The sequence below is a fragment of the Amycolatopsis ponsaeliensis genome, assembly GCF_030182635.1.
Classification (GTDB): domain Bacteria; phylum Actinomycetota; class Actinomycetes; order Mycobacteriales; family Pseudonocardiaceae; genus Amycolatopsis; species Amycolatopsis ponsaeliensis.
Genome location: NZ_JAPZLD010000004.1, coordinates 85,624 through 104,361 on the forward strand (window position 1 = coordinate 85,624; position 18,738 = coordinate 104,361).

Genomic DNA, 18,738 nt, shown 5'->3' on the forward strand with positions numbered 1-18,738 from the left:
CGCCTCGACGAGGAGGACCAGGCATGCGCGTCGCGATCATCGGGGCCGGGCTGGCCGGGCTGACCACGGCCAAGGTGCTGCTGCAGGCCGGCCACGACGTCGAGGTCTTCGACAAGGCCCCGGACGTCGGCGGGGTGTGGAGCCGGACCCGGCGCTACCCGGGGCTGACCACGCAGAGCCCCAAGGCCCAGTACTCGTTCTCGGACTTCCCGATGCCCCGGGAGTTCCCGGAGTGGCCGACCGGCGCCCAGATCCAGGAGTACCTCGCGGCCTACGCCGACCAGTTCGGCGTCACGCCCCACCTGCGGCTCGGGACCTCCGTCGAGTCCGTGGTCCCCGATGGCGCGCGGTGGGCGGTGACCACCGGGGCGCAGGGGGCCTCGGTGGTCGACCGCGTCGTCGTCGCCAACGGCGTGTTCTGCGAGCCGGCGCTGCCGGAGTACCCGGGTCGGGCGGAGTTCGAGGCGGCGGGCGGGCGGCTGCTGGCCGGCTCGGACTTCCACGACGTCTCCGATGCGCGGGGAAAGCACGTGCTCGTCGTCGGCTACGGCAAGTCCGCGTGCGACGTGACCGTGGCGATCAGCGAAGTCGCCGAGACCACCGACGTCATCGCGCGCCAGCTGCTGTGGAAGGTGCCGCGCAAGATCGCCGGCGTCGTCAACTTCAAGATGCTGCTGCTGACGCGGCTGGGCGAGGCGTTGTTCCGCTACCGGTGGCTGCGCGGGTTCGAGAAGTTCCTGCACGGCCCGGGAAACCGGCTGCGGCGCTCGATGCTCAACTCCATCGGGAGCGTGTCGGTGCGGCAGTTCGGGCTCGCTCGCCACGACCTGGTGCCGCGCGGGCGGATGGAGGACATCGTCAAGAACGCGATCGGCCTGGCCACCGAGGGGTTCTTCGAAGGCGTGGCCGACGGCTCGATCCGCGTCCGCCGCGACCAGGTGATCACGCGGCTGTTCGCCGACGGTGGCCGCCCGATGGCCGAACTCGCCGACGGCACGGTGCTGCCGGCCGACCTCGTCGTCTGCGCGACCGGGTTCACCCAGGGCGTCCCGTTCCTGCCCGACGCCGTCCAGGCGCGGCTCTTCGACGAGCGCGGGAACTTCCTGCTGTACCGGCAGATCCAGCCGCTGGCCGCGCCGGGGCTCTACTTCAACGGGTACAACTCGTCGTTCTTCAGCCCGCTCAACGCCGAGATGGCGGCACTGTGGATCGCGGCCGACCTCGCGGGCGCGCTCACCCTGCCCGACGAGGCGAGCCGGCGCGCGGACGTCGTCGCCCAGCTGGCCTTCCTCGACGTCGCGACCGGCGCGCACCACTGCCGCGGCACCAAGATCATCCCGTTCTCCATCCACAACGTCGACGAGGTGCTCAGCGACCTCGGCGTGCAGATCGGCCGCTTCACCCGCTTCACGCACTGGCTGAACCCGGTCGTGCCCGCGGCGTACCGGTCGCTCACGCCGGCCGTGCTGACCCGGCTGAAGGACACCCCCGAACCCGCGAAAACCTCGCTGTAGCAAAGGAGTTCCGATGAGCACCGCGACCGGCCACCACGTCATCCACCCGGGCGACGGCACCAACCTCGGCGCGATCGGGCTGGGGATCCACGCCCGGTTGACCGGCGCCGACACGAACGGCGCGTACTCCCTGTTCGAATACGTGGTGCCGCCGGGTCTCGGCGGGCCGCCGACCCACGTCCACACCCGGGAGGACGAGCTGTTCACGTGCGTCCAGGGCCGGGTCGAGGTGGAGCTCGACGGCGAGCGGCACGTCCTCGGCCAGGGCGATTCGCTGCTGATGCCGCGCGGGGTGCCGCACGTGTTCCGCAACCCGTTCGACGAGGAGACCCGCGTGATCGCCGTGGTTTCGCCGCCGGGCCTGGAGAACTACTACCGGGAGCTGTCGCAGCTGCCGCCCGGCCGGGACATGAAGCTGGTCGCGGAAGTGATGACCCGCTACGGGCTGGAGCTGCGGAAGTGAGCCGCGAACGGATGGTCCGCGAGATGTGCGCGGCGGTCGACGCGGGCGACGCCGGGTCGTTCGCCTCGTGGTTCGCCGACGACGCGACGTACGTGTTCGCGAACAACGAGCCGCTCACCGGCCGCGCCGCGATCGCCGAGGCGACGGCCGGCGCGGCGGGCGCGCTGCCGTGGGTCCGCCACGTGGTCGAGCAGGTCGCCGAGGTGGGGGAGGACCAGCTGTTCTGCCGGTTCACGATCGAGACGGCGGCCCCGGACGGCACCCCGCTGGCTCTGCCGTGCGTGACGGTCATCCGGCTGGCGGGGGACCGGGTGACCGACTACCGCGTCCACATGGACATCACGCCGGCCCTCGCCCCGGTCGGTGCACCGTCCTGAGGGTGTGCCGGGCCCGCCCGCGCGAGCCCGGCACTCCGGTCAGGCGCCGGGGCCCGAGTAGATCTCCGATGCCTTGGGGGCGGTGACCGTCGTCGGCTTGTCCCAGTCGGAGAACTCCAGCGTGCCGCTCTTGGGGGCCTGCATGCGCAGCAGGTAGTGCGGTTCGGCGGCGGCGACCGTCGCCGTGCCGTCGGGGCTGGTGAAGTTCAGGGCCGGGGTGCCGCCGCTGGTGGTCTGCTCACCGCCGGTGAAGGACTCCGAGGCCAGCTGGCCGACCGTGTTGTCGGTGAAGGTCTTGTAGTCGAGGAACTGCTTGAACGACTCGCCGATCCCCGCGCCGATCTGCGACGTCGAGGACACCCACTTGTCCTTGAGCTGCTTGCCCACCGACGCCGGGATCCCGGCCTTGTCGATCAGCGACTGGCTGAACCGGAAGTAGTACTTGTCGCCGTCGCGCAGGACCGGGATCTCGAGCCCGTCCTGCACCACGGTGCCGCTCGCGCTGTCCGGGTTGAGCTGCAGGTCGAGGTTGACGCCACCTTCGGAGACCGTGCCCCGGATGTGAACGGACTTGGCCTCCTTCGCGGCGGCGGCGACGGCGGAGCCGGCCTTCGAGCCGTCGAGCGAGGCGGCCGCGACACTCGCGGACGTCGGAGTGCCGGTGGACGAGGCAGCCGGCGCCGCCGTCCCGGAAGTGGTCGAGCAGCCGGTGCAGATCAGGGCCGCGGCGGCCCCGGTCGCGATGAGCGCTCCCCAATGGACACGAAGCATGGTCGGAGATCCCCTCGTGAAGGTCCGGGTGATCCGGACACGATCGGGATATCGACCATTCGGGTGATCCGTTACGCCCCGCGCTCGAAGAGTGTCCTTATTGGAGCGGGATCGCCGCGGTTCGGTCGACGTACCCGGTGATCGCGTCGCGGTCAGCGCGCGTGCCCACCTTGCCGCGCAGCACGGCGATCCCGGTGATCACCGCCGCCAACAGCTCCCCGCGCAGCTCGCGATCTGCGCCCGACAGGTGGCTCGGGTGCTCCGCGCCCACGTCCAGGGCCCGCTCGAGCACGAGGACTGCATCGGCTGGAAGGCCGGCCTGGCGACGCGCGAGCCGCTGCGGCTGCCGGTGCTCTGGGGCTGAGACCTCCGCGTAACCGGCACGTACTCCTAACGAGTGAACTTGAAGTTTCAATCTCTAACCCTGGGTAACGACGGTGGGGGAGTTACGCACCGCCATCACCTGCGGAAATGATCGAGATCGAACTTCCCTGAGTCCGCTTCGTGACCAAGGGTGGCACTCGAGCCCCTGTTACGCGCACGGCTCGGGTGGCGACGGATGGCCCAGAAACGTGACCGCATTCGGTCGTGCCGTCGCTGCGCTGAAAGAGGCAACCCATGTCCTACGCCCCCATGCCACCCGTGTCCGCTCCGGTCCAGTACAAGAACGGCCTCGGCACCGCCGGGTTCGTCCTCGGCCTGGTCGGCCTGATCTTCGCGTTCATCCCGATCATCGGGGTCGTCGCGTGGCCGATGGTGATCCTCGGGCTGATCTTCGGCATCGTCGGGACGCTGCGCGCGAACCGCGGCCAGGCGAGCAACAAGGGACTGGCCATCACCGCAGTCGTGCTCTCGGCCATCGGCTTGCTCATCTGCGTCATCTGGACGGCCGCGTTCGGCAAGGCCGTCAGTGACACCGCGAACGGCCTGCCGGCTCCGGCGGCACCGGCCGCTGTCGCGGACGCGGGGTCCGATGCCGCCGCGGCGGCTCCGACCGCGGCGGCGTCGGGCAAGCACACGATCGTCCTCGAGGTCACGACGGCGGCGAAGTCGAACGTGCAGTGGAACAGCGGGTTCACCGCGAACTCGCAGGAGGTCCTGGAGAAGGGCAAGACCTGGCGTCAGACCCTCTCGATGGACGACCTGGCGTTCACCTCGGTCACCGTCACCGCGGTCGACTTCAAGCTGGGCGACAAGGACAACACCTGCAAGATCACCGTCGACGGCAAGACCGTCGTCGAGCAGCACAACAGCGTTGGCGCCCTCTGCACCTACCAGCCCTGAGTGCGGGCTGGGCCGGGCGCGCTTGACAGAAGTGGACATGTGTCCGTTAAGGTAAACGGACACGTGTCCACTTCAATCAAGGGGTCATCATGACCATCCACGGCAAGGTCGTCGCCATCACCGGTGCCAGCAGCGGCATCGGCGCGGCGACCGCGCGTCACCTCGCCTCGCTCGGTGCGGCCGTCGTCCTCGGGGCTCGGCGCACCGATCGGCTGGACCGGCTGGTCGCCGAGATCGAAGCCGGTGGGGGACAGGCGGCCGCCGTGCGCGTGGACGTCACCGATCCTGGTGATCTTCACGCGCTCGTCACTACTGCTGTCGAGCGCTTCGGCCGGCTGGACGTCCTCGTGGGCAACGCCGGGGTCAGCCGGATCAGCACCGTCGCCGACCTCGATGTCGAAGGCTGGTCGGCGATGGTCGACGTGAACGTCAAGGGCGTCCTGCACGGGATCGCCGCGGCGCTGCCCGTGTTCCGGCGTCAAGGCAGCGGGCACCTCGTCACGGTCGTCTCCACGTCCGGGCTGAAGATCGTCCCCACGCAGGCGGTCTACGCCGGGACGAAGAACGCCGTCCGCACCCTCCTCGAAGGCTTGCGGCAGGAGAGCACCGACGGCGTGCCGCGGACGACGTCGATCTCGCCGGGCTACGTCCGCACCGAGCTCATCGACCACGCAGTCGACGATCCGGCCGTGCGTGAGCAGGCTCAGCGGACCATGGCCGAGCTCGGCATCGACCCCGAGGCAGTGGCTCGGGCGATCGCCTTCGCGATCGACCAGCCCGACGACGTCGAGATCGGGGATCTGACCATCCGGCCGTCTCGGCAGGGCTGATCACCGGGGTTGCGTGCGTGTGGCACATCGCACTTCCGCTGCACGCGCCGTGACCGTGACCGTCTTTCTTCATGGGAGCACGTTCGGTGAAAAGATCACCGGACGGGAGGGAGATCTCATGAACCGCACCGGAATCGTCCGCACCGCCACCGTCGCCGGCCTGGCCGCGGCCCTGGGCCTGGCCGTCGCCGCGCCGGCGATGGCCGCGCCGGGCCCGGTCACCACGGTCGCCGACCTCAACGGCGACGGGGAGATCGAGACCGTCAACGCCCAGCTCGTCGGCGATGGCGACCAGCTGATCTCGGCCACGGTGGACGGGACGTACACGTCGATCCACCTGCCGGCCGACAGCCAGTTCGGCATCGAGGCGCCGCGCGTGGCCGACCTCAACGGGGACGGCCGGGCCGAACTGCTCGTCGCCCAGTCGATCGGCGCGAACACCACGTTCTTCGCCGTGCTGCACTTCGACGGGCGCAACCTCAGCCAGGTCGTGGGGGCCGACGACCAGCCGTTCACAGTCGCCGAGGGCGGGGGCGTCGCCGCTCACCTGGGCTACCAATGCACGCCGCTCGAGGGTGGCCGCGCCTTCGCGACCGTCGCCGCGGAGAGTGACGACGTCGGCCGCCCGGCCGACCAGCTCACCTACTCGGGCACCCGCACCGTCTACACCCTTCGTGACGGCGCGTTGAGTGTCCACGACACGGTTCCGTTCAGCGGCCGTGCGGTGACGGATCCCGTGCTCGACGCCGACTCCGCCGGCTGCGCCTGAGTCATTGGCCTACGGAACTCCCCCAGATTGTGCAACAATCTGGGGGAGAACGTAGTCGACAGGGAGCGCGTATGGAGATCGACGGGGTCCGGGTGCACGGCGAATCGGGACAGCCGGTGCTGCTGCTGCCCGGCGGGGCCGAAGCGTGTGACGGCTTCTTCCCGGGCCTCGTCGAAGGCCTCGTCGCCGATCCGGGGTGCCGGGTGATCGTGCACGACCGGCCCGGCACGGGCACCGCCGCCGACGGGACCCTGGCCGGCGCCGCGGACCACCTGAGCACGCTGATCGACCGGCTGGGGTGTGGTCCGGTGGTGGTGGTCGGGCAGAGTCTCGGCGGCGCCGTGGGCGTGCTGCTGGCGCGGGACCACCCCGACCAGGTCGCGGGCCTCGTCCTGCTCGACCCGACGGTGATCAACGAACCCCGTACCTGCGCGGTCCTGGAACGCATGACCCGCGTACTCGGAACCGCCGCGGCGGTGCCCGGACTGCGCTCGGTGCTCGCCCGGCTCTTGCGCGCCTCCGTCGTCCGATCCACGCGACGCCAACGGCTGCGGCCGGACTGCGAGGCCGCTCATCTGCGGATGGCGAACCTCGACATCCCGATGCTGGCCCGGGCAGTCCGGGGCATCACCGAGCTGTCCCGCGGTTTCCGGGAAGCCGACCTGCCCCGCGTGCCGTCGGTGGTGGTCACCGCCGACCGCAAGCCGGACACCGCGATGCGGCGTGGCCACACGAGGCTCGCGGCCGCGCTCGGCGGCGAGGTCGTGTGCTGGCCGGGCGCGACGCACGGCGTGCACCTCGACCACCCCGACGAAACCCTCGCCACCGTGCGCGACCTCGTCACCCGGGTGAGCTCGCCGGCCTGACCGGTCAGCGCGCCAGGTGCTTCCGGACGTCTTCGGCGACGGCGCCGCGTCCGGTCATCCGGTACTTCGCCAGGATGTTGCGGACGTGGGACTTGACGGTGTGCGGGCTGATCCCCAGTTCGCGCGCGATCCGGTCGTTCGGCAGGTCGCTGCCGAGCAGGACCGCGACCCCCTGTTCCGCGGCGGTGAGCGAGCGGAAGCGTTCCTCGGGGCCGTTGTCGATGTCGAGCGTGAGCTCGACGAGGTCCGACTGGAGCTGCTGGCAATCGGTCACGATGCGCTGCAAGGCCTCGCGCAGCGAAGCATCGGGAGCCGCGAGGGCGTCCTGGGCTCGCTGCCGGACGTCCGCGACGCGAGACGAGAGCAGCTCGACGATGTGGTCCGCGGTGACCAGCTGCGGCGCGTCGCCGACGTCGGCCGGCAGCCGGCGCAACGCGTCGAGGTCTTCGGCCTCCTTGGTCAGCACGCGCGCGACGAGATCGGCGAGCCATTCGAAGGCACGGACGGAATTGTCGTCGAAGGTGTCCGGGCGGTAGCTCTGCATGGACATCATGCCGAACACCGCCGGCTCACCGTCGCGGCCGCGACGGAACAGGGGAGTGGTGACGGCGTCGGCGGAAGCGCGGCTGGTGTCCCCGGACGCGACGCCGGAGTTGAGCGCGGCGCCGTTGTCGTACTGCATCCGGTAGGTCTGGCGGTGCTTCAGCAACCAGGCGGCCTGGCCGCGCGGGCCGTAGATGTGCGACGCGGGATCGGTGTACATGCCGCCGTCGTAGCCGTACGGGTAGCGGACGCGGTTCGCGCCGTGGAAGAACCCGATGTAGAAGTGGTCCAGGGGAACGATCTTGCCCATGACGGCGCGGGCGTAGTCGTAGAGGCCGTAGTGGTCGCCGCGGTAGTAGGCGTCGATCTTGTGGAAGGCCTCGCGCAGGATCAGCGTCGTCTCGGCGTCGACCCGGAGCCGGGCCGGTGGTTCCGGGTCGTCGGGCACCGCCCCATGATGAGGCCCCGGCGCGATTCCGTCACTCCGCGAGCGATGGTGGCCCGGCCGCTGTGCTGAGACCGTTGACGGAGCGACGATCCGCTGCGAGAAACGGAGGATTTCCGATGGAGACCCACTCCTGACGCTTCAGGCGAGCGGAGTCCCGGTGTGGCCGGCGAGGGCCTCGAGGAGCCGATCCTGGAAGTCCCGGTCGCCGGCCATGGGATGCCGGTCGAGGCGCCGCCGGTGGTACCAGTAGCCGTCCGTCGTCAGCGCTTCCGGCTCTTCGGCGGTCGCGAGCCAGGTCTGGGTCGGCGTTGCCAGGCGCAGGTCGCCGGGGGCGCCCGCGCCGCCCATGCGGGTGGGGACCCAGCCGGGGTCGACGGCGTGGACGTGCACCTCCGGCCACCGCCGGGCGACGGCGGCCGCGAGCGTCGTGAGCAACAGCTTGCTGTCGGAGTAGGAAGCGGTCGGACGGATGCCGGACCAGTCGAGCCCGGCGAGCTCGGCCCGGCCACCGCGGTGCATGCCGCTGCTCAGGTAGATCAGGCGCGCGGGCCGGGTGACGAGCGCGGTCAGCAGGTAGGGCGCGACCACGTTGACCGGAAGGACCGTGGGGCCGGTCATGACGCCGGCGTTGTGGATCACGGCGTCCAGCCGTCCGAGCCGGTTCACCTGCGCGGCGACACCCCGGGTCTGCTCGAGGTCCGCGAGGTCTCCGGTGACGACGTCGGCGCCGCGCGCGGCCAGGTCGTCGAGCCTCCCGGCGTCGCGCCCGTGGGCGACCACGTGGTGGCCGTCGGCGAGGAGGGCTTCGGCGGTGAGGCGGCCGAGGCCCTGGGTGGAGCCGGTGACGAGTATCCGTGCCACCGCGCCGAGACTACGCCCGCCGCTGGACATCGCGGCGGTGACCTGGTGATACTCAGTGCGTGTCCGCCACTTTGGACAGAGGTGCCTACGCGGAGCTGACGACCTCGATGGTGTCGGCGCAGGAGGCGTTCGCCTACTGGCGGGAGATGATCTGCGCGACCTTCGTCCGGCTGGTGGCCGAGCCGGTCGCCGGCGCCGGGTTCAGCGGCCGGATCGAGCACGTCCCGGTCGGCGACCTCGAACTGTCCACCGTCGTGGCGGGCGGCCAGCACGTGCGGCGCACCCGGTCGCTGGTCGCGCGCGGCGACGAGGAGTACCTGCTCGCGAGCATCCAGGTGCGGGGTCGGGGCCGGGTCGAACAGGACGGGCGGACGGCTCTGCTCGCGCCCGGTGACCTGGCGTTCTACGACAGCACGCGGCCCTACACCCTGCACTTCGACGACCCGTTCCACCAGCTCGTCGTCCAGGTCCCGAAGCGGGAGCTGCTGGTGCGCGACACCCGCCGGCTGACCGCGCGGGCGTGCGGCCGCGGAACGCCGGGTGCGGTGGTGTCGACCTTCTTCACGGCACTGGCCGACACGGCTCGGGCGGCGCCGGACCAGTCCGCGCTGCTGCTGCCCCACGCGCTCGGCCTGCTCTCGGCCACGGCGTCGTTCGCCGGCGACGCCCGGCCCGGTCCGCAGGCCGCGGAAGCGGTGGCGCGGGAGCGCGTGCTGGCGTTCCTGCGCCGCAACCTCGCCGATCCCCGGCTGGACGCGGAAACGGTCGCCCGCGCGTGCCGCGTCTCGCGCCGCACGCTGTACCGGATCGCCGGCGAGGAAGGGATCGCCGCGCGCCTGCGCCGGATGCGGATCGAGCAGGCCCGGGCGCTCTTGGTCGCGGATCCCGGCCGGACGATCGGGTCGGTCGCCGCGGCCTGCGGGTTCGACAGCGAATCCGGGTTCCACCGCGCTTTCCGCGCGGTCACCGGGACATCGCCGGGCGAGTACCGCCGTGGGGCCACCCGCCTCGAACGACTTGAATGAGTCATCCAGGACCTCCGAAGACCTGAATGACTCATTCAAGACGGTTGCCCGGGTGCCCGGCGAGATCGGTCGCCGCGGCGCACCGTCGCGGGTGGCACGCCGGGTCAGCGACCGCGGCACGATCGGTCAGCCGGCCCCGTTCTCTCCGGCGCATCGTGGAAGCCCCAGTACTTCCGCGAAGGAGCCCGGCAATGCAGGAAACCGTGCGCGTGGCGGCCGTTCAGGCCGAGTCGGCCTGGCTGGATCTCGACGCCGGCGTCGAGAAGGTCGTCGGCCTGATCGGGGAAGCCGCCGCGGGTGGCGCCCGCCTGGTCACGTTCCCCGAGACCTTCCTCCCCGGCTACCCGTGGTGGATCTGGCTCGACTCGCCCGCGGCCGGGATGGCGTTCGTCCCGCGGTACGCCGCGAACTCGATGACCCGCGACGGCGCCGAGCTGGACCGCATCCGCCGCGCCGCCGCCGAGCACCGGATCCACGTCGTCTTCGGGTTCAGCGAGCGGGCCGGCGGCAGCCTGTACATGGCGCAGGCGTTCGTCGCCGACACCGGCGAGCTGATCTCGGTGCGCCGCAAGCTCAAGCCCACCCACGTCGAGCGCGCCGTGTTCGGCGAGGGCGACGGGAGCGACCTGCAGGTCCACGACACCCCGCTCGGCCGGCTCGGCGCGCTGAACTGCTGGGAGCACCTGCAGCCGCTGACCAAGTACGCGATGTACAGCCAGGGTGAGGAAATCCACGTCGCGGCGTGGCCCAGCTTCTCCGTCTACCGCGGTGCCGCGCGGGCGCTGGGACCGGAGGTCAACACGGCGGCCAGCCTGATGTACGCGGTCGAGGGCGGGACCTTCGTCGTCGCTCCCTGCGGTGTGATCGGGCCGGCCGCGCTGGAACTGTTCTGCGACACCGACCTGAAGCGGCAGCTGCTCCTGCCCGGTGGCGGGTTCGCCCGCATCTACGGTCCCGAGGGTTCGCCGCTGGCCGAGCCGTTGCCCGAGACGGAGGAAGGCATCCTCTACGCCGATCTCGACCCGGCCCTGATCGCGATCGCCAAGTCGGCGGCGGACCCGGTTGGCCATTACGCCCGCCCGGACGTGCTGCGGCTGCTCGTCAACCGCAACCCCGCGCCCGCGGTCGTCGAGATGCCCGCCGAGGAGCAGCCGGCCGCCCTCGAATTCGCTCCGATCGCCTGAGGGCGGCGGACCATGGAATCGGCGATTCCCCCGCACCTGGTGACGGACCGGACCGCGGCGCCCGGGCCGCGGCCGGACTGGCAGCCGCCCTATCCGTCCTTCGTGGCTCGCTTCGCGCCGTCGGTGACGCGCGTGGCCATGGCCTACTTCGGTGTCCAGTACCGCTCGGAGACCGAACCCGCGGTCGTCCGCGCCGCGGTGGCCGACCTCGACGCGGCCTGCGCGGGCGCGGACGGCCCCGGCCGGGTCGACCGGGCCGCGTACGTCGACGAGGCCGGCTACCGGACGGTCGTCACCATCGCCTACTGGGACGACCTCGCCCGCCACGAACGCTGGTTCGCCGAAGCGCGGCCGATGTGGTTGCGCGCCGACGGGTTCTTCGTCGAGGTCGTGCGTCCCTCGACCGCCCGGTTCGAGACGCTCTTTTCGAACGACCGCATCGAAGGCGTCGCGCACCTCGCGGACACTCTGAGCGGCGAGGTGCGCGAGCACGCGTACTGGGGCGGAGCCCGCGACCGCGTCCCGCTCGGCCAGCGGGACGGGCTCGATCCCGGCGGCCCGCCGGTGGTCGTGGACGACGGCGCGCGCCGGGTGGTCCGCGGACAGCACAACCTGTGCCTCATCCGCTCGGGCCAGGACTGGACCGACACCGACGGCGACGAACGCCGCATGTACCTCGAGGAGGTCGAGCCGGTCCTGCGCGCGGGCATGGACTTCCTGCGCGACCACGGACGCGCGATCGGCTGCTACGCCAACCGGTACCTCCGCGTGGTCGACGCCGACGGGACCGACGCCGACAAGAGCTTCGGGATGAGCTGGTGGCGCAGCCTCGCCGACCTCGACCGCTGGGCGAAGGACCACCCGACCCACAAGGCGATCTTCGGCCAGGCCATGAAGTACCTGTCCACGCTCGGTCCGGCGGCCCGCCTGCGCCTCTACCACGAGGTGACGGTGGCCGCGGCCGGCGAGCAGTACTTCGAGTACCGGGGCTGCCACCCGGGCACCGGCCTCCTGGGTGCGCTGGCGGTCGACGAGCGCTGACCCCGGCCGGGCGTCAATCCGGCAGGAGAACCGCCCGGCCGCGGATGTGCCCGTCCCGCAGCCGCGTGAACGCTTCCTCGGCCGCCGACAGCGGGAACTGTTCGGTCTCCACCCGGATGCTGCCCGCCCTCGCCAGGGCGATCACCTCGCGCAGTTCCCGGCTGCTTCCCCAGAACGGGAGCGAAACCGACGCGCCCTGGGGGAGCGGCCCGGGCTTGGCGATGGTGAGCTTGCCGCCGCCGCTGCCGACGATGACCAGGGTGCCCCCGGGACGCAGCACTTCCGCGCCGAGGGCCAGGGTCGGGTCGCCGCCGACGAAGTCGAGCACCGCGTCGGCGCCACCCGTCTCGCGGCGCAGGACGGCCGCGGTGCCTGCTCCCGTGCACAGGGTCCGGTCGGCGCCGGACCGGTGGGCCAGGTCCAGCGCGTCTTCGCGGACGTCGACGGCGAACACCCGCGCCCGGGTGACGGCACGCAGGATCTGGATCGCCACGTGCCCGAGCCCGCCCACGCCGATGACCACGACGCTCGCGTCCTCGGCCAGCTTCAACCCGGCTACCGCGTGATACGGCGTGAGCCCCGCGTCGGTCAGGGGAGCCGCCTGGGTGACGTCGAGGTCGCCGATCGGCACCAGGTGGCGGGAGTGCGGGACGAGCACGTACCCCGCCATGCCGCCGTCGCGGCCGAGGCCCGCCCCCGACCAGGACAGCTCGGCCCGCAGGTCGCAGTGGTTGTCCTCGCCGACCGCGCACCGGCGGCAGGTGCCGCAGCCCCAGGGACCGTAGACGGCGACGCGTTCGCCGGCGGCGAGGCCGCTCGCTTCGCCGCCCAGCGCGGCGACGTGGCCGGCGATTTCGTGGCCCAGCGTGAACGGTGGCCGGTAGGGGAGCGCACCCGGTGCGGCGTCGAGCACGTGCAGGTCGGAGTGGCAGATCCCGGCCGCCTCGACGCGCACCAGCACCTCGGTACCGGTGGGTTCGGGCACGCCGACGTCGACCAGTGACGGCGGGCTGCCCCACGCCACGAGCCGCAGGGCCGGGGTCTTGCGCGTCGCGGTCACAACGCCGACCATACAGAAATGAACTCAGTTCAGGTAGCAGGACGGTCGGACAAGGTGGTGCTCGTGACGGGCGCCGGCTCGGGGATCGGGGCCGCGGTGGCGCGGAAGCTGGCCGGGGCCCGGGGTCTCGTGCTGGCCGACCGGGACCTGGCGGCCGCGGAGCACGTCGCCGCGCCGCTGGCGAACGCGCGGGCGGCCGAAGTGGACGTTTCGGATCCGGACCGCGTCGACTGGCTCGTGGCCGGGATCGAGCGCGACTACGGCGGCCTCGACGTCGTCGTGCACGCGGCCGGTGTCGACGATCCCCAGGCGAAGCAGTGGATCGCGGACGCGTGGGAAGCCGGACGGCCGCCGGAGGTGACGGCGGCGCTGGACGTCCGGTCCTGGCGGCGGGTGCTGGGCGTGAACCTCGACGGCACGTTCCACGTCCTGCGCGCCGCGGTCCGCGTCATGGTGCCGCGCAGGTCCGGCGCCGTGGTCGTCGTCGGGTCGTCGTCGGCGTTCGACGCCCCCGCGGGCTATCCGCACTACTCCGCGTCGAAGGCCGGCGTGCACGCACTGGCCCAGGCGGTGGCGAAGGAGGTCGTCCCGTTCGGGGTGCGGGTCAACGTGGTGGCGCCCGGGCCGACGGAGACCGGCATGGCCGCGCGAACACCGGATGCCCTGCGCCGGGCGTTCAGCGAGTCGGGCGGCGGGGCGTACGCGACACCGGAGGAAATCGCGGACGTCGCGCTGTTCCTGGCCGGTGAAGGAGCGTCGAACCTGGCCGGCTCGGTGGTGCTGGCCAACGGCGGCCGCTTCACCGTCTGACGGGCTTGCCCGCGACGGCGGCACCGGCTACCGTCACCTGAACTGAGTTCACTTCGTCCTCAAGGGAGAGGGTTGGCGTGGATCAATTCCTGCTCGTGCTCGTCAGCGGGGTCGCCAGTGGCGCGATCTACGGCCTGATGGGCCTCGGCCTGGTGATCGTCTACCGGGCCACGGACGTCGTGAACTTCGCGCTCGCCAGCCTCGCGACGCTCGGCCTGTACGCCGCGATCACCTTCCACGACAACGGCGCGGCCGTGCTCGTCGGCGTCCTCGGCGCGGTCGTGGTGACCGTCGTCGCCGGGCTGCTGGTCCGCGAGGTGGTGATCCGGCCGCTCGGCCAGGGCCGGCTGTTCGCCGCGCTCGTGGTGACGATGGGCGTCGCGCTCATCGCCGAAAGCGTGATCAGCTCGGTCTGGGGCACGCAGCCCAAGTCGTTCCCCAGCATCGTCGACGGCACGGTCCGCGCCGGCGGCCTCGCGATCCCGGCGCAGAGCCTGCTGACCATCGCGGTGGCGGGGGTGGCGATGGGTCTCGTCGCGTTCCTGTTCGGCCGGACCACCACCGGCTCGGCGATGCGCGCGGTCGCCGAGTCCGCCGACACCGCGCAGGTCGTCGGGATCAGCGCGCAGCGGATCGCACGCCTGGCGTGGGCACTGGGCCTCGGGCTCGGCGCAATCGCCGCGTGCCTCTACGCGCCGAAGGTCGGCCTGGCCCCGGCCGTGCTGTCGGCACCGCTGTTCCGGGCCTTCGCCGGAATCTTCCTGGGCGGGCTCAACAGCATGTACGGCGCGGTCGTCGGCGGCCTGGTCGTCGGGGTGCTGGAGAACCTCGGCGCGAGCTACGTCTCGGCGAGCTTCCGCGACACCTTCGTCTTCACGTTCACCGTCCTCGTGCTGCTGATCCGGCCCCAGGGCCTGTTCGGCACGCGCACCTTCCAACGGGTTTGAGGTACGCCATGACCTTCCTCGGCTCCCGGGTCACCCGGGCCCTGCTCGGGCCCCTCGCCGCGGTCGCGCTGATCGCGGTGCTGAACTCCGGTGCGATCCCGCCCTACCAGGCGTATTCGGTCGCGCTGGCCGCCGTCTACACGATCGTCGTGCTCTCGGTCGGCCTGCTCGCGGGCTGGTCCGGCGTCTGGTCCGTCGGGCATCCGGCGTTCTTCGCGGTCGGCGCGTACTTCGCCGCCTACGGCAGCGGCCACGGCTGGTCCCTCGAGACGATCGTGGTCGGCACGGTCGTGTCCAGCGCCGTGCTCGGCGGGTTCCTCGGCTACGCCGGCGCCCGGTTCTCGACGCTCTACATCGCCTTGCTCACCCTCGCGTTCAGCCTGGTCTCCCTGGAGGTCATCAACCGCTGGACCGACGTCACCGGCGGCGACCAGGGTGTCCCGGTGTCGCAAGTGGACACCGTCGCCGGGGTTTTGCCCAGCGGGGGAGCCGAAGCGCAGACCCTCGCCGTCGCCGCCGCCGGCGTGTGCCTCGCGATCGCCGTCCTGGCCAAGGGCTCCGCGCTGCGGATGCGCCTGGTGGCGGCGAAGTCTCACCCGCTGGTCGCGCAGTCGATCGGGATCGCCCCCGAAGCGCAGTCGGCGCTGGCGTTCGCCGTGAGCGCCGCCTTCACCGGGTTCGCCGGGGTGCTCCTGGGGCTGCTCAGCGGGTTCGTCAGCCCCGACCCGTTCTCGCTCGGCCTGGGGATCTCGCTCATCTCCTCCTGCGTGCTCGGCGGGGTCGGCAGCGTACTCGGCGCCGTCGTCGGCGGCGGCTACCTCGCCTGGTCGCCCACGCTGGCCTCGTCGGTCGGGCTGCCCCAGCCGGTGGTGCAAGGGCTCGTCCTGATCGCCGCGCTGATCTTCCTGCCCGGCGGCGTGGTGCCGTCCCTCGGGAAGCTCGCCCGGAAGTTCGCCCGGCCGCCGCGTCCCGTCCCGGTGACCGTGCCGGAACCCGAAGTCGTGCACCGGCCCCCCACCGGACCGCCGCTGCTCGGCTTGACGGACGTTTCGGTGCGCTTCGGTGGCTTGAAGGCACTGGAAGGCGCGTCGCTGTCGGTCCGCCGGGGCGAGGTGCTCGCGGTGATCGGCCCGAACGGCGCCGGCAAGACCACCCTGATGAACGTCCTTTCCGGACTGACCGGCGGCGGCCGGGTGAGCGGCAGCGCGGAGTACGCCGGCAAGCAGCTGCTGAGCACCCGGGCCACCGCCCGGCGGCGGCTCGGGATCGGGCGCACCTTCCAGCACGCGGAGACGTTCGGCGAGCTCACCGTCCTGGAAAACGTCCTGTGCACGCACCGCCGGGTCACGCCGCGGCACCGCCGCGCCGCCGGCGAGCTGCTCGCCCGCGTCGGGCTGGCCGACGTCGCCGGCCGGTACCCGGCCGAGCTGCCGTTCGGGCTGCAGAAGCGCCTCGACCTCGCCCGGGCGATGGCCGAGGAACCCGCGCTGCTCGTCCTGGACGAACCGTTCGGCGGCCTGGACGCCGACGAGCGCGCGACCGCGGCCCGGCAGATCGAGCGCCTGCGCGACGGCGGTGCCGCGGTGCTGGTCATCGACCACGTGCTGGACGACCTGTTCGCCGTCGCCGACCGGGTCGTCGCCTTCGACTTCGGCCGCCCGATCGGCGAAGGACCGCCGGCGGAGGTGCTGCGCGACAGCGCCGTGCAGGCGTCGTACCTCGGCACGACGACCGCGCGCGCCGCGTTGCCCGCCCGTGCCGCCGACAGCCCGGTCGTGATCCGGCTGGCCGGCGTCGAACACCATTACGGCGGGGTCGCGGCGCTGCGCGGGATCGACCTGGACGTCCACGAAGGCGCCGTCCTCGGCATCGTCGGCGCGAACGGCGCGGGCAAGAGCACCCTCGGCCGCGTCCTGCACGGCTCGCTGCGGCCGTCCGCCGGGACGCGCGAGGCGAGTGACACCGGCGTCCGCGCGGTCCGCACCAGCCTCGTCCCGGAAGGCCGGGCCCTGTTCAAAACCCTGTCCCTGCGGGAAAACCTCGAAGTCGCGGCGTACTCCGTGGGGCTGAAGGGAGCCGGCCTGCGGGCGAAGCTGGACGAGACGGCCGAGTGGCTGCCGCCGCGGCTGCGCGACCGGCTGTCGGTGCCGGCCGCCGGGCTCAGCGGCGGCGAGCAGCAGATGCTCGCCATCGCCCGCGCCCTGATGGCCGGCCCGGACGTCCTGGTCGTCGACGAACCGGCGCTCGGGCTCGCGCCGGCACTGGTCGACGAGGTGTACGGGCGGCTGGGCGAGCTCGCCGGGGGCGGGCTGACCGTCGTCCTGCTGGAACAGCTGCTGAGCCGCGCGATGGCGACCTGCCACGACGTGGTCGTGCTGCACGAAGGAGTCGTCGCCGCGCACGGCTCGGCGGCCGATCCCACCTTCGCCACGCGGGCCGAGTCCGCCTACTTCGGCGGTGAGCACGCCGTGGCACTGGGCGTGCGCGACGTGACGACGCTGGAGGCGTGATGCCGACGATCGACCCCGGCTTGCTCACCGAGACCGCGGAGCAACGGGAACTCCGGGCGGTGGCAAGGGATTTCTTCGCCGCGCACGGTGGCGACGAGGCACTCTGGAAGCGCATGGCCGGTGAGCTGGGTGTCCAAGGGCTCGCGATCCCCGAGAAGCACGGCGGCGCCGGGTATTCGTTCGCCGAGCTGGCGGTGGTGCTCGAGGAGGCCGGCCGCGCGGTGTGCGCCGGAGGGCTGCTCCCGGCCGTCGTCCTGGCCGCGCACACCCTGCTGCTGGCCGGGGACGAGCGCTACCTGCCCGGCATCGCCGACGGCTCCCGGCGAGCCACGGTCGCTTTCGACGGAGACGTTCGGGCGCGCGGGGGAACGCTGTCGGGAACGGCGGAGTTCGTCCTCGACGGAGCGGTCGCGGATCTGGTCCTCGCGCGGGCGGGGGACCGGTTGTACGCCTGCGAGCCCGACGCCGCGAGCCGGCTGTCGCTGCGCGTGCTCGACGAGAGCAGGCCCCAGGCACGGATCGAGTTCCACGACACCCCGGCGACGCCGATCGGGAGCGCGGACATCGTGCCCAGGGTGCTCGACATCGGGCGCGCCGCACTGGCCGCCGAGCAGGTCGGCGGCATCGCGCACGTCCTCGAGGCGACTGTGGCGTATGTCGGGCAACGCCGCCAGTTCGGCCGGCCGATCGGCTCGTTCCAGGCGGTGAAGCACCGGCTCGCCGCACTGCTCGTCGAGTACGAGGCCGCCCGCTCGGCCGCGGCGTACGCGGTCGCGTGCGTCGCGTCGGAGTCTTCCGAGCTGCCGGTGGCCGCCGCCGCGGCCGCGACGGTGTGCACCGGCGCGTACCGGCTGGCGGTCGCCGAATACGTCCAGCTGCACGGCGGAACCGGCTTCACGTGGGAGCACCCGGCTCACCGGTACGTCCGGCGGGCCCGGGCGGACGAGGTGCTGTTCGGCACCCCGCAGGACCACGCCGCCCGCTTGGCCGTCGCCTTGGGTCTCGTGAGTGGTAATGAGCGTTAGGGCGGATCTGCTTTTGGTCACCTACGCACCGGCGGCTTGCCGCTGCTCGAGATGTGTGGGGCGCGGTGCCGGACATCTGCCGACAAACCTCAGACGCTCGACACCAGGTCCCTCGAAGTGGCGCCTTCAGGGTCGCGTCACGGCAGGGGTCTCGGCGTTCGTCGATGGAGGATTCTGGCCACTCAGCGTCCCGGATCCTCCATCGACACCTCGCGGCCACGTCCCAGCCGGAAGACGTCGAGCGGGCGGCGCCTGTGCACCCAAGCCGCTTTGGGGCGCGCTGCCGGACAAAGGTGGTCGGCCAGAACCCTGATTACCACTCACGACCGCCGCGGCAGACCACCGACAGCGGGTTGACAGCGGACCCGCCCTGGCTATTCAATCAAACTGAAGTCAGTTCAGTTAGGAGA

General features: G+C 72.0%; 19 protein-coding genes. 14 read left to right on the plus strand and 5 right to left on the minus strand.

What is annotated here, in order from left to right; all coding sequences use genetic code 11:
- Nucleotides 1–23: 23 nt before the first annotated feature.
- Genes QQ657_RS07655 through QQ657_RS07665 form a run of 3 tightly spaced genes read left to right on the plus strand, consistent with a single transcriptional unit; the run spans nucleotide 24 to nucleotide 2,354 of the window.
- On the plus strand, nucleotides 24–1,514 hold the full coding sequence (locus QQ657_RS07655) for a flavin-containing monooxygenase (protein WP_284741378.1): 1,491 nt from the start codon (nucleotides 24–26) through the stop codon (nucleotides 1,512–1,514).
- 13 nt (nucleotides 1,515–1,527) lie between these two features.
- Nucleotides 1,528–1,977, plus strand: coding sequence for a cupin domain-containing protein (locus QQ657_RS07660; protein ID WP_284741379.1), 450 nt, complete (start codon nucleotides 1,528–1,530; stop codon nucleotides 1,975–1,977).
- Nucleotides 1,974–2,354, plus strand: coding sequence for a nuclear transport factor 2 family protein (locus QQ657_RS07665; protein WP_284741380.1), 381 nt, complete (start codon nucleotides 1,974–1,976; stop codon nucleotides 2,352–2,354). The genes QQ657_RS07660 and QQ657_RS07665 overlap by 4 nt, the downstream gene beginning before the upstream one ends.
- Before the next feature lie 39 nt (nucleotides 2,355–2,393).
- Here the strand turns inward: QQ657_RS07665 and QQ657_RS07670 are convergent, their stop codons facing one another.
- Nucleotides 2,394–3,125 (minus strand): hypothetical protein, encoded by a 732-nt coding sequence (locus QQ657_RS07670; RefSeq protein WP_284741381.1) that lies wholly within the window; start codon nucleotides 3,123–3,125, stop codon nucleotides 2,394–2,396.
- Nucleotides 3,126–3,222: 97 nt separating this feature from the next.
- Nucleotides 3,223–3,396 carry a hypothetical protein gene (locus tag QQ657_RS07675; protein WP_284741382.1) on the minus strand — a complete coding sequence of 58 codons (174 nt, stop codon included), beginning with the start codon at nucleotides 3,394–3,396 and terminating at the stop codon, nucleotides 3,223–3,225.
- Between the two features lie 347 nt (nucleotides 3,397–3,743).
- On the opposite strand from QQ657_RS07675, the gene QQ657_RS07680 reads away from it, so the two are divergent.
- The 4 genes from QQ657_RS07680 (at nucleotide 3,744) to QQ657_RS07695 (ending at nucleotide 6,874) form a co-directional block, all read left to right on the plus strand.
- On the plus strand, nucleotides 3,744–4,409 hold the full coding sequence (locus tag QQ657_RS07680) for a DUF4190 domain-containing protein (protein ID WP_284741383.1): 666 nt from the start codon (nucleotides 3,744–3,746) through the stop codon (nucleotides 4,407–4,409).
- Between the two features lie 89 nt (nucleotides 4,410–4,498).
- Nucleotides 4,499–5,239, plus strand: a complete 741-nt coding sequence (locus QQ657_RS07685; RefSeq protein WP_284741384.1) for an SDR family oxidoreductase — start codon at nucleotides 4,499–4,501, stop codon at nucleotides 5,237–5,239.
- A gap of 118 nt (nucleotides 5,240–5,357) precedes the next feature.
- Nucleotides 5,358–6,008 carry an FG-GAP-like repeat-containing protein gene (locus QQ657_RS07690; protein WP_284741385.1) on the plus strand — a complete coding sequence of 217 codons (651 nt, stop codon included), beginning with the start codon at nucleotides 5,358–5,360 and terminating at the stop codon, nucleotides 6,006–6,008.
- A gap of 71 nt (nucleotides 6,009–6,079) precedes the next feature.
- The gene (locus QQ657_RS07695) at nucleotides 6,080–6,874 is read left to right on the plus strand and encodes an alpha/beta fold hydrolase (RefSeq protein WP_284741386.1); all 795 of its coding nucleotides are present in this window, start codon (nucleotides 6,080–6,082) and stop codon (nucleotides 6,872–6,874) included.
- Nucleotides 6,875–6,878: 4 nt separating this feature from the next.
- Here the strand turns inward: QQ657_RS07695 and QQ657_RS07700 are convergent, their stop codons facing one another.
- Nucleotides 6,879–7,865 carry a response regulator transcription factor gene (locus QQ657_RS07700; RefSeq protein ID WP_284741387.1) on the minus strand — a complete coding sequence of 329 codons (987 nt, stop codon included), beginning with the start codon at nucleotides 7,863–7,865 and terminating at the stop codon, nucleotides 6,879–6,881.
- Nucleotides 7,866–8,003: 138 nt separating this feature from the next.
- A complete protein-coding gene (locus QQ657_RS07705) occupies nucleotides 8,004–8,726 on the minus strand; it encodes an SDR family NAD(P)-dependent oxidoreductase (RefSeq protein WP_284741388.1) in 723 nt (240 codons plus the stop codon).
- 59 nt (nucleotides 8,727–8,785) lie between these two features.
- On the opposite strand from QQ657_RS07705, the gene QQ657_RS07710 reads away from it, so the two are divergent.
- From QQ657_RS07710 to QQ657_RS07720, 3 genes are all read left to right on the plus strand, one after another.
- Complete coding sequence (locus tag QQ657_RS07710; RefSeq protein ID WP_284741389.1) at nucleotides 8,786–9,751, plus strand: AraC-like ligand-binding domain-containing protein; 966 nt, start codon at nucleotides 8,786–8,788, stop codon at nucleotides 9,749–9,751.
- A gap of 191 nt (nucleotides 9,752–9,942) precedes the next feature.
- Entirely contained in the window at nucleotides 9,943–10,935 is a 993-nt protein-coding gene (locus tag QQ657_RS07715; protein WP_284741390.1) for a carbon-nitrogen hydrolase family protein, read from the plus strand.
- A gap of 12 nt (nucleotides 10,936–10,947) precedes the next feature.
- Nucleotides 10,948–11,976 (plus strand): phenylacetaldoxime dehydratase family protein, encoded by a 1,029-nt coding sequence (locus tag QQ657_RS07720; RefSeq protein ID WP_284741391.1) that lies wholly within the window; start codon nucleotides 10,948–10,950, stop codon nucleotides 11,974–11,976.
- Nucleotides 11,977–11,989: 13 nt separating this feature from the next.
- On the opposite strand, the gene QQ657_RS07725 is transcribed toward QQ657_RS07720, so the two are convergent.
- A complete protein-coding gene (locus QQ657_RS07725; protein ID WP_284741392.1) occupies nucleotides 11,990–13,048 on the minus strand; it encodes an NAD(P)-dependent alcohol dehydrogenase in 1,059 nt (352 codons plus the stop codon).
- Nucleotides 13,049–13,054: 6 nt separating this feature from the next.
- Between QQ657_RS07725 and QQ657_RS07730 the strand changes: the two genes are divergently transcribed.
- The 4 genes from QQ657_RS07730 (at nucleotide 13,055) to QQ657_RS07745 (ending at nucleotide 18,328) form a co-directional block, all read left to right on the plus strand.
- Complete coding sequence (locus QQ657_RS07730) at nucleotides 13,055–13,846, plus strand: SDR family NAD(P)-dependent oxidoreductase (RefSeq protein WP_284741393.1); 792 nt, start codon at nucleotides 13,055–13,057, stop codon at nucleotides 13,844–13,846.
- Nucleotides 13,847–13,923: 77 nt separating this feature from the next.
- Entirely contained in the window at nucleotides 13,924–14,793 is an 870-nt protein-coding gene (locus tag QQ657_RS07735; protein WP_284741394.1) for a branched-chain amino acid ABC transporter permease, read from the plus strand.
- Between the two features lie 8 nt (nucleotides 14,794–14,801).
- Nucleotides 14,802–17,303 carry a branched-chain amino acid ABC transporter ATP-binding protein/permease gene (locus tag QQ657_RS07740; RefSeq protein WP_284741395.1) on the plus strand — a complete coding sequence of 834 codons (2,502 nt, stop codon included), beginning with the start codon at nucleotides 14,802–14,804 and terminating at the stop codon, nucleotides 17,301–17,303.
- Nucleotides 17,303–18,328: an acyl-CoA dehydrogenase family protein gene (locus QQ657_RS07745; protein WP_284741396.1), complete on the plus strand. Its 1,026-nt coding sequence runs from the start codon at nucleotides 17,303–17,305 to the stop codon at nucleotides 18,326–18,328. The genes QQ657_RS07740 and QQ657_RS07745 overlap by 1 nt, the downstream gene beginning before the upstream one ends.
- Nucleotides 18,329–18,738 lie beyond the last annotated feature (410 nt).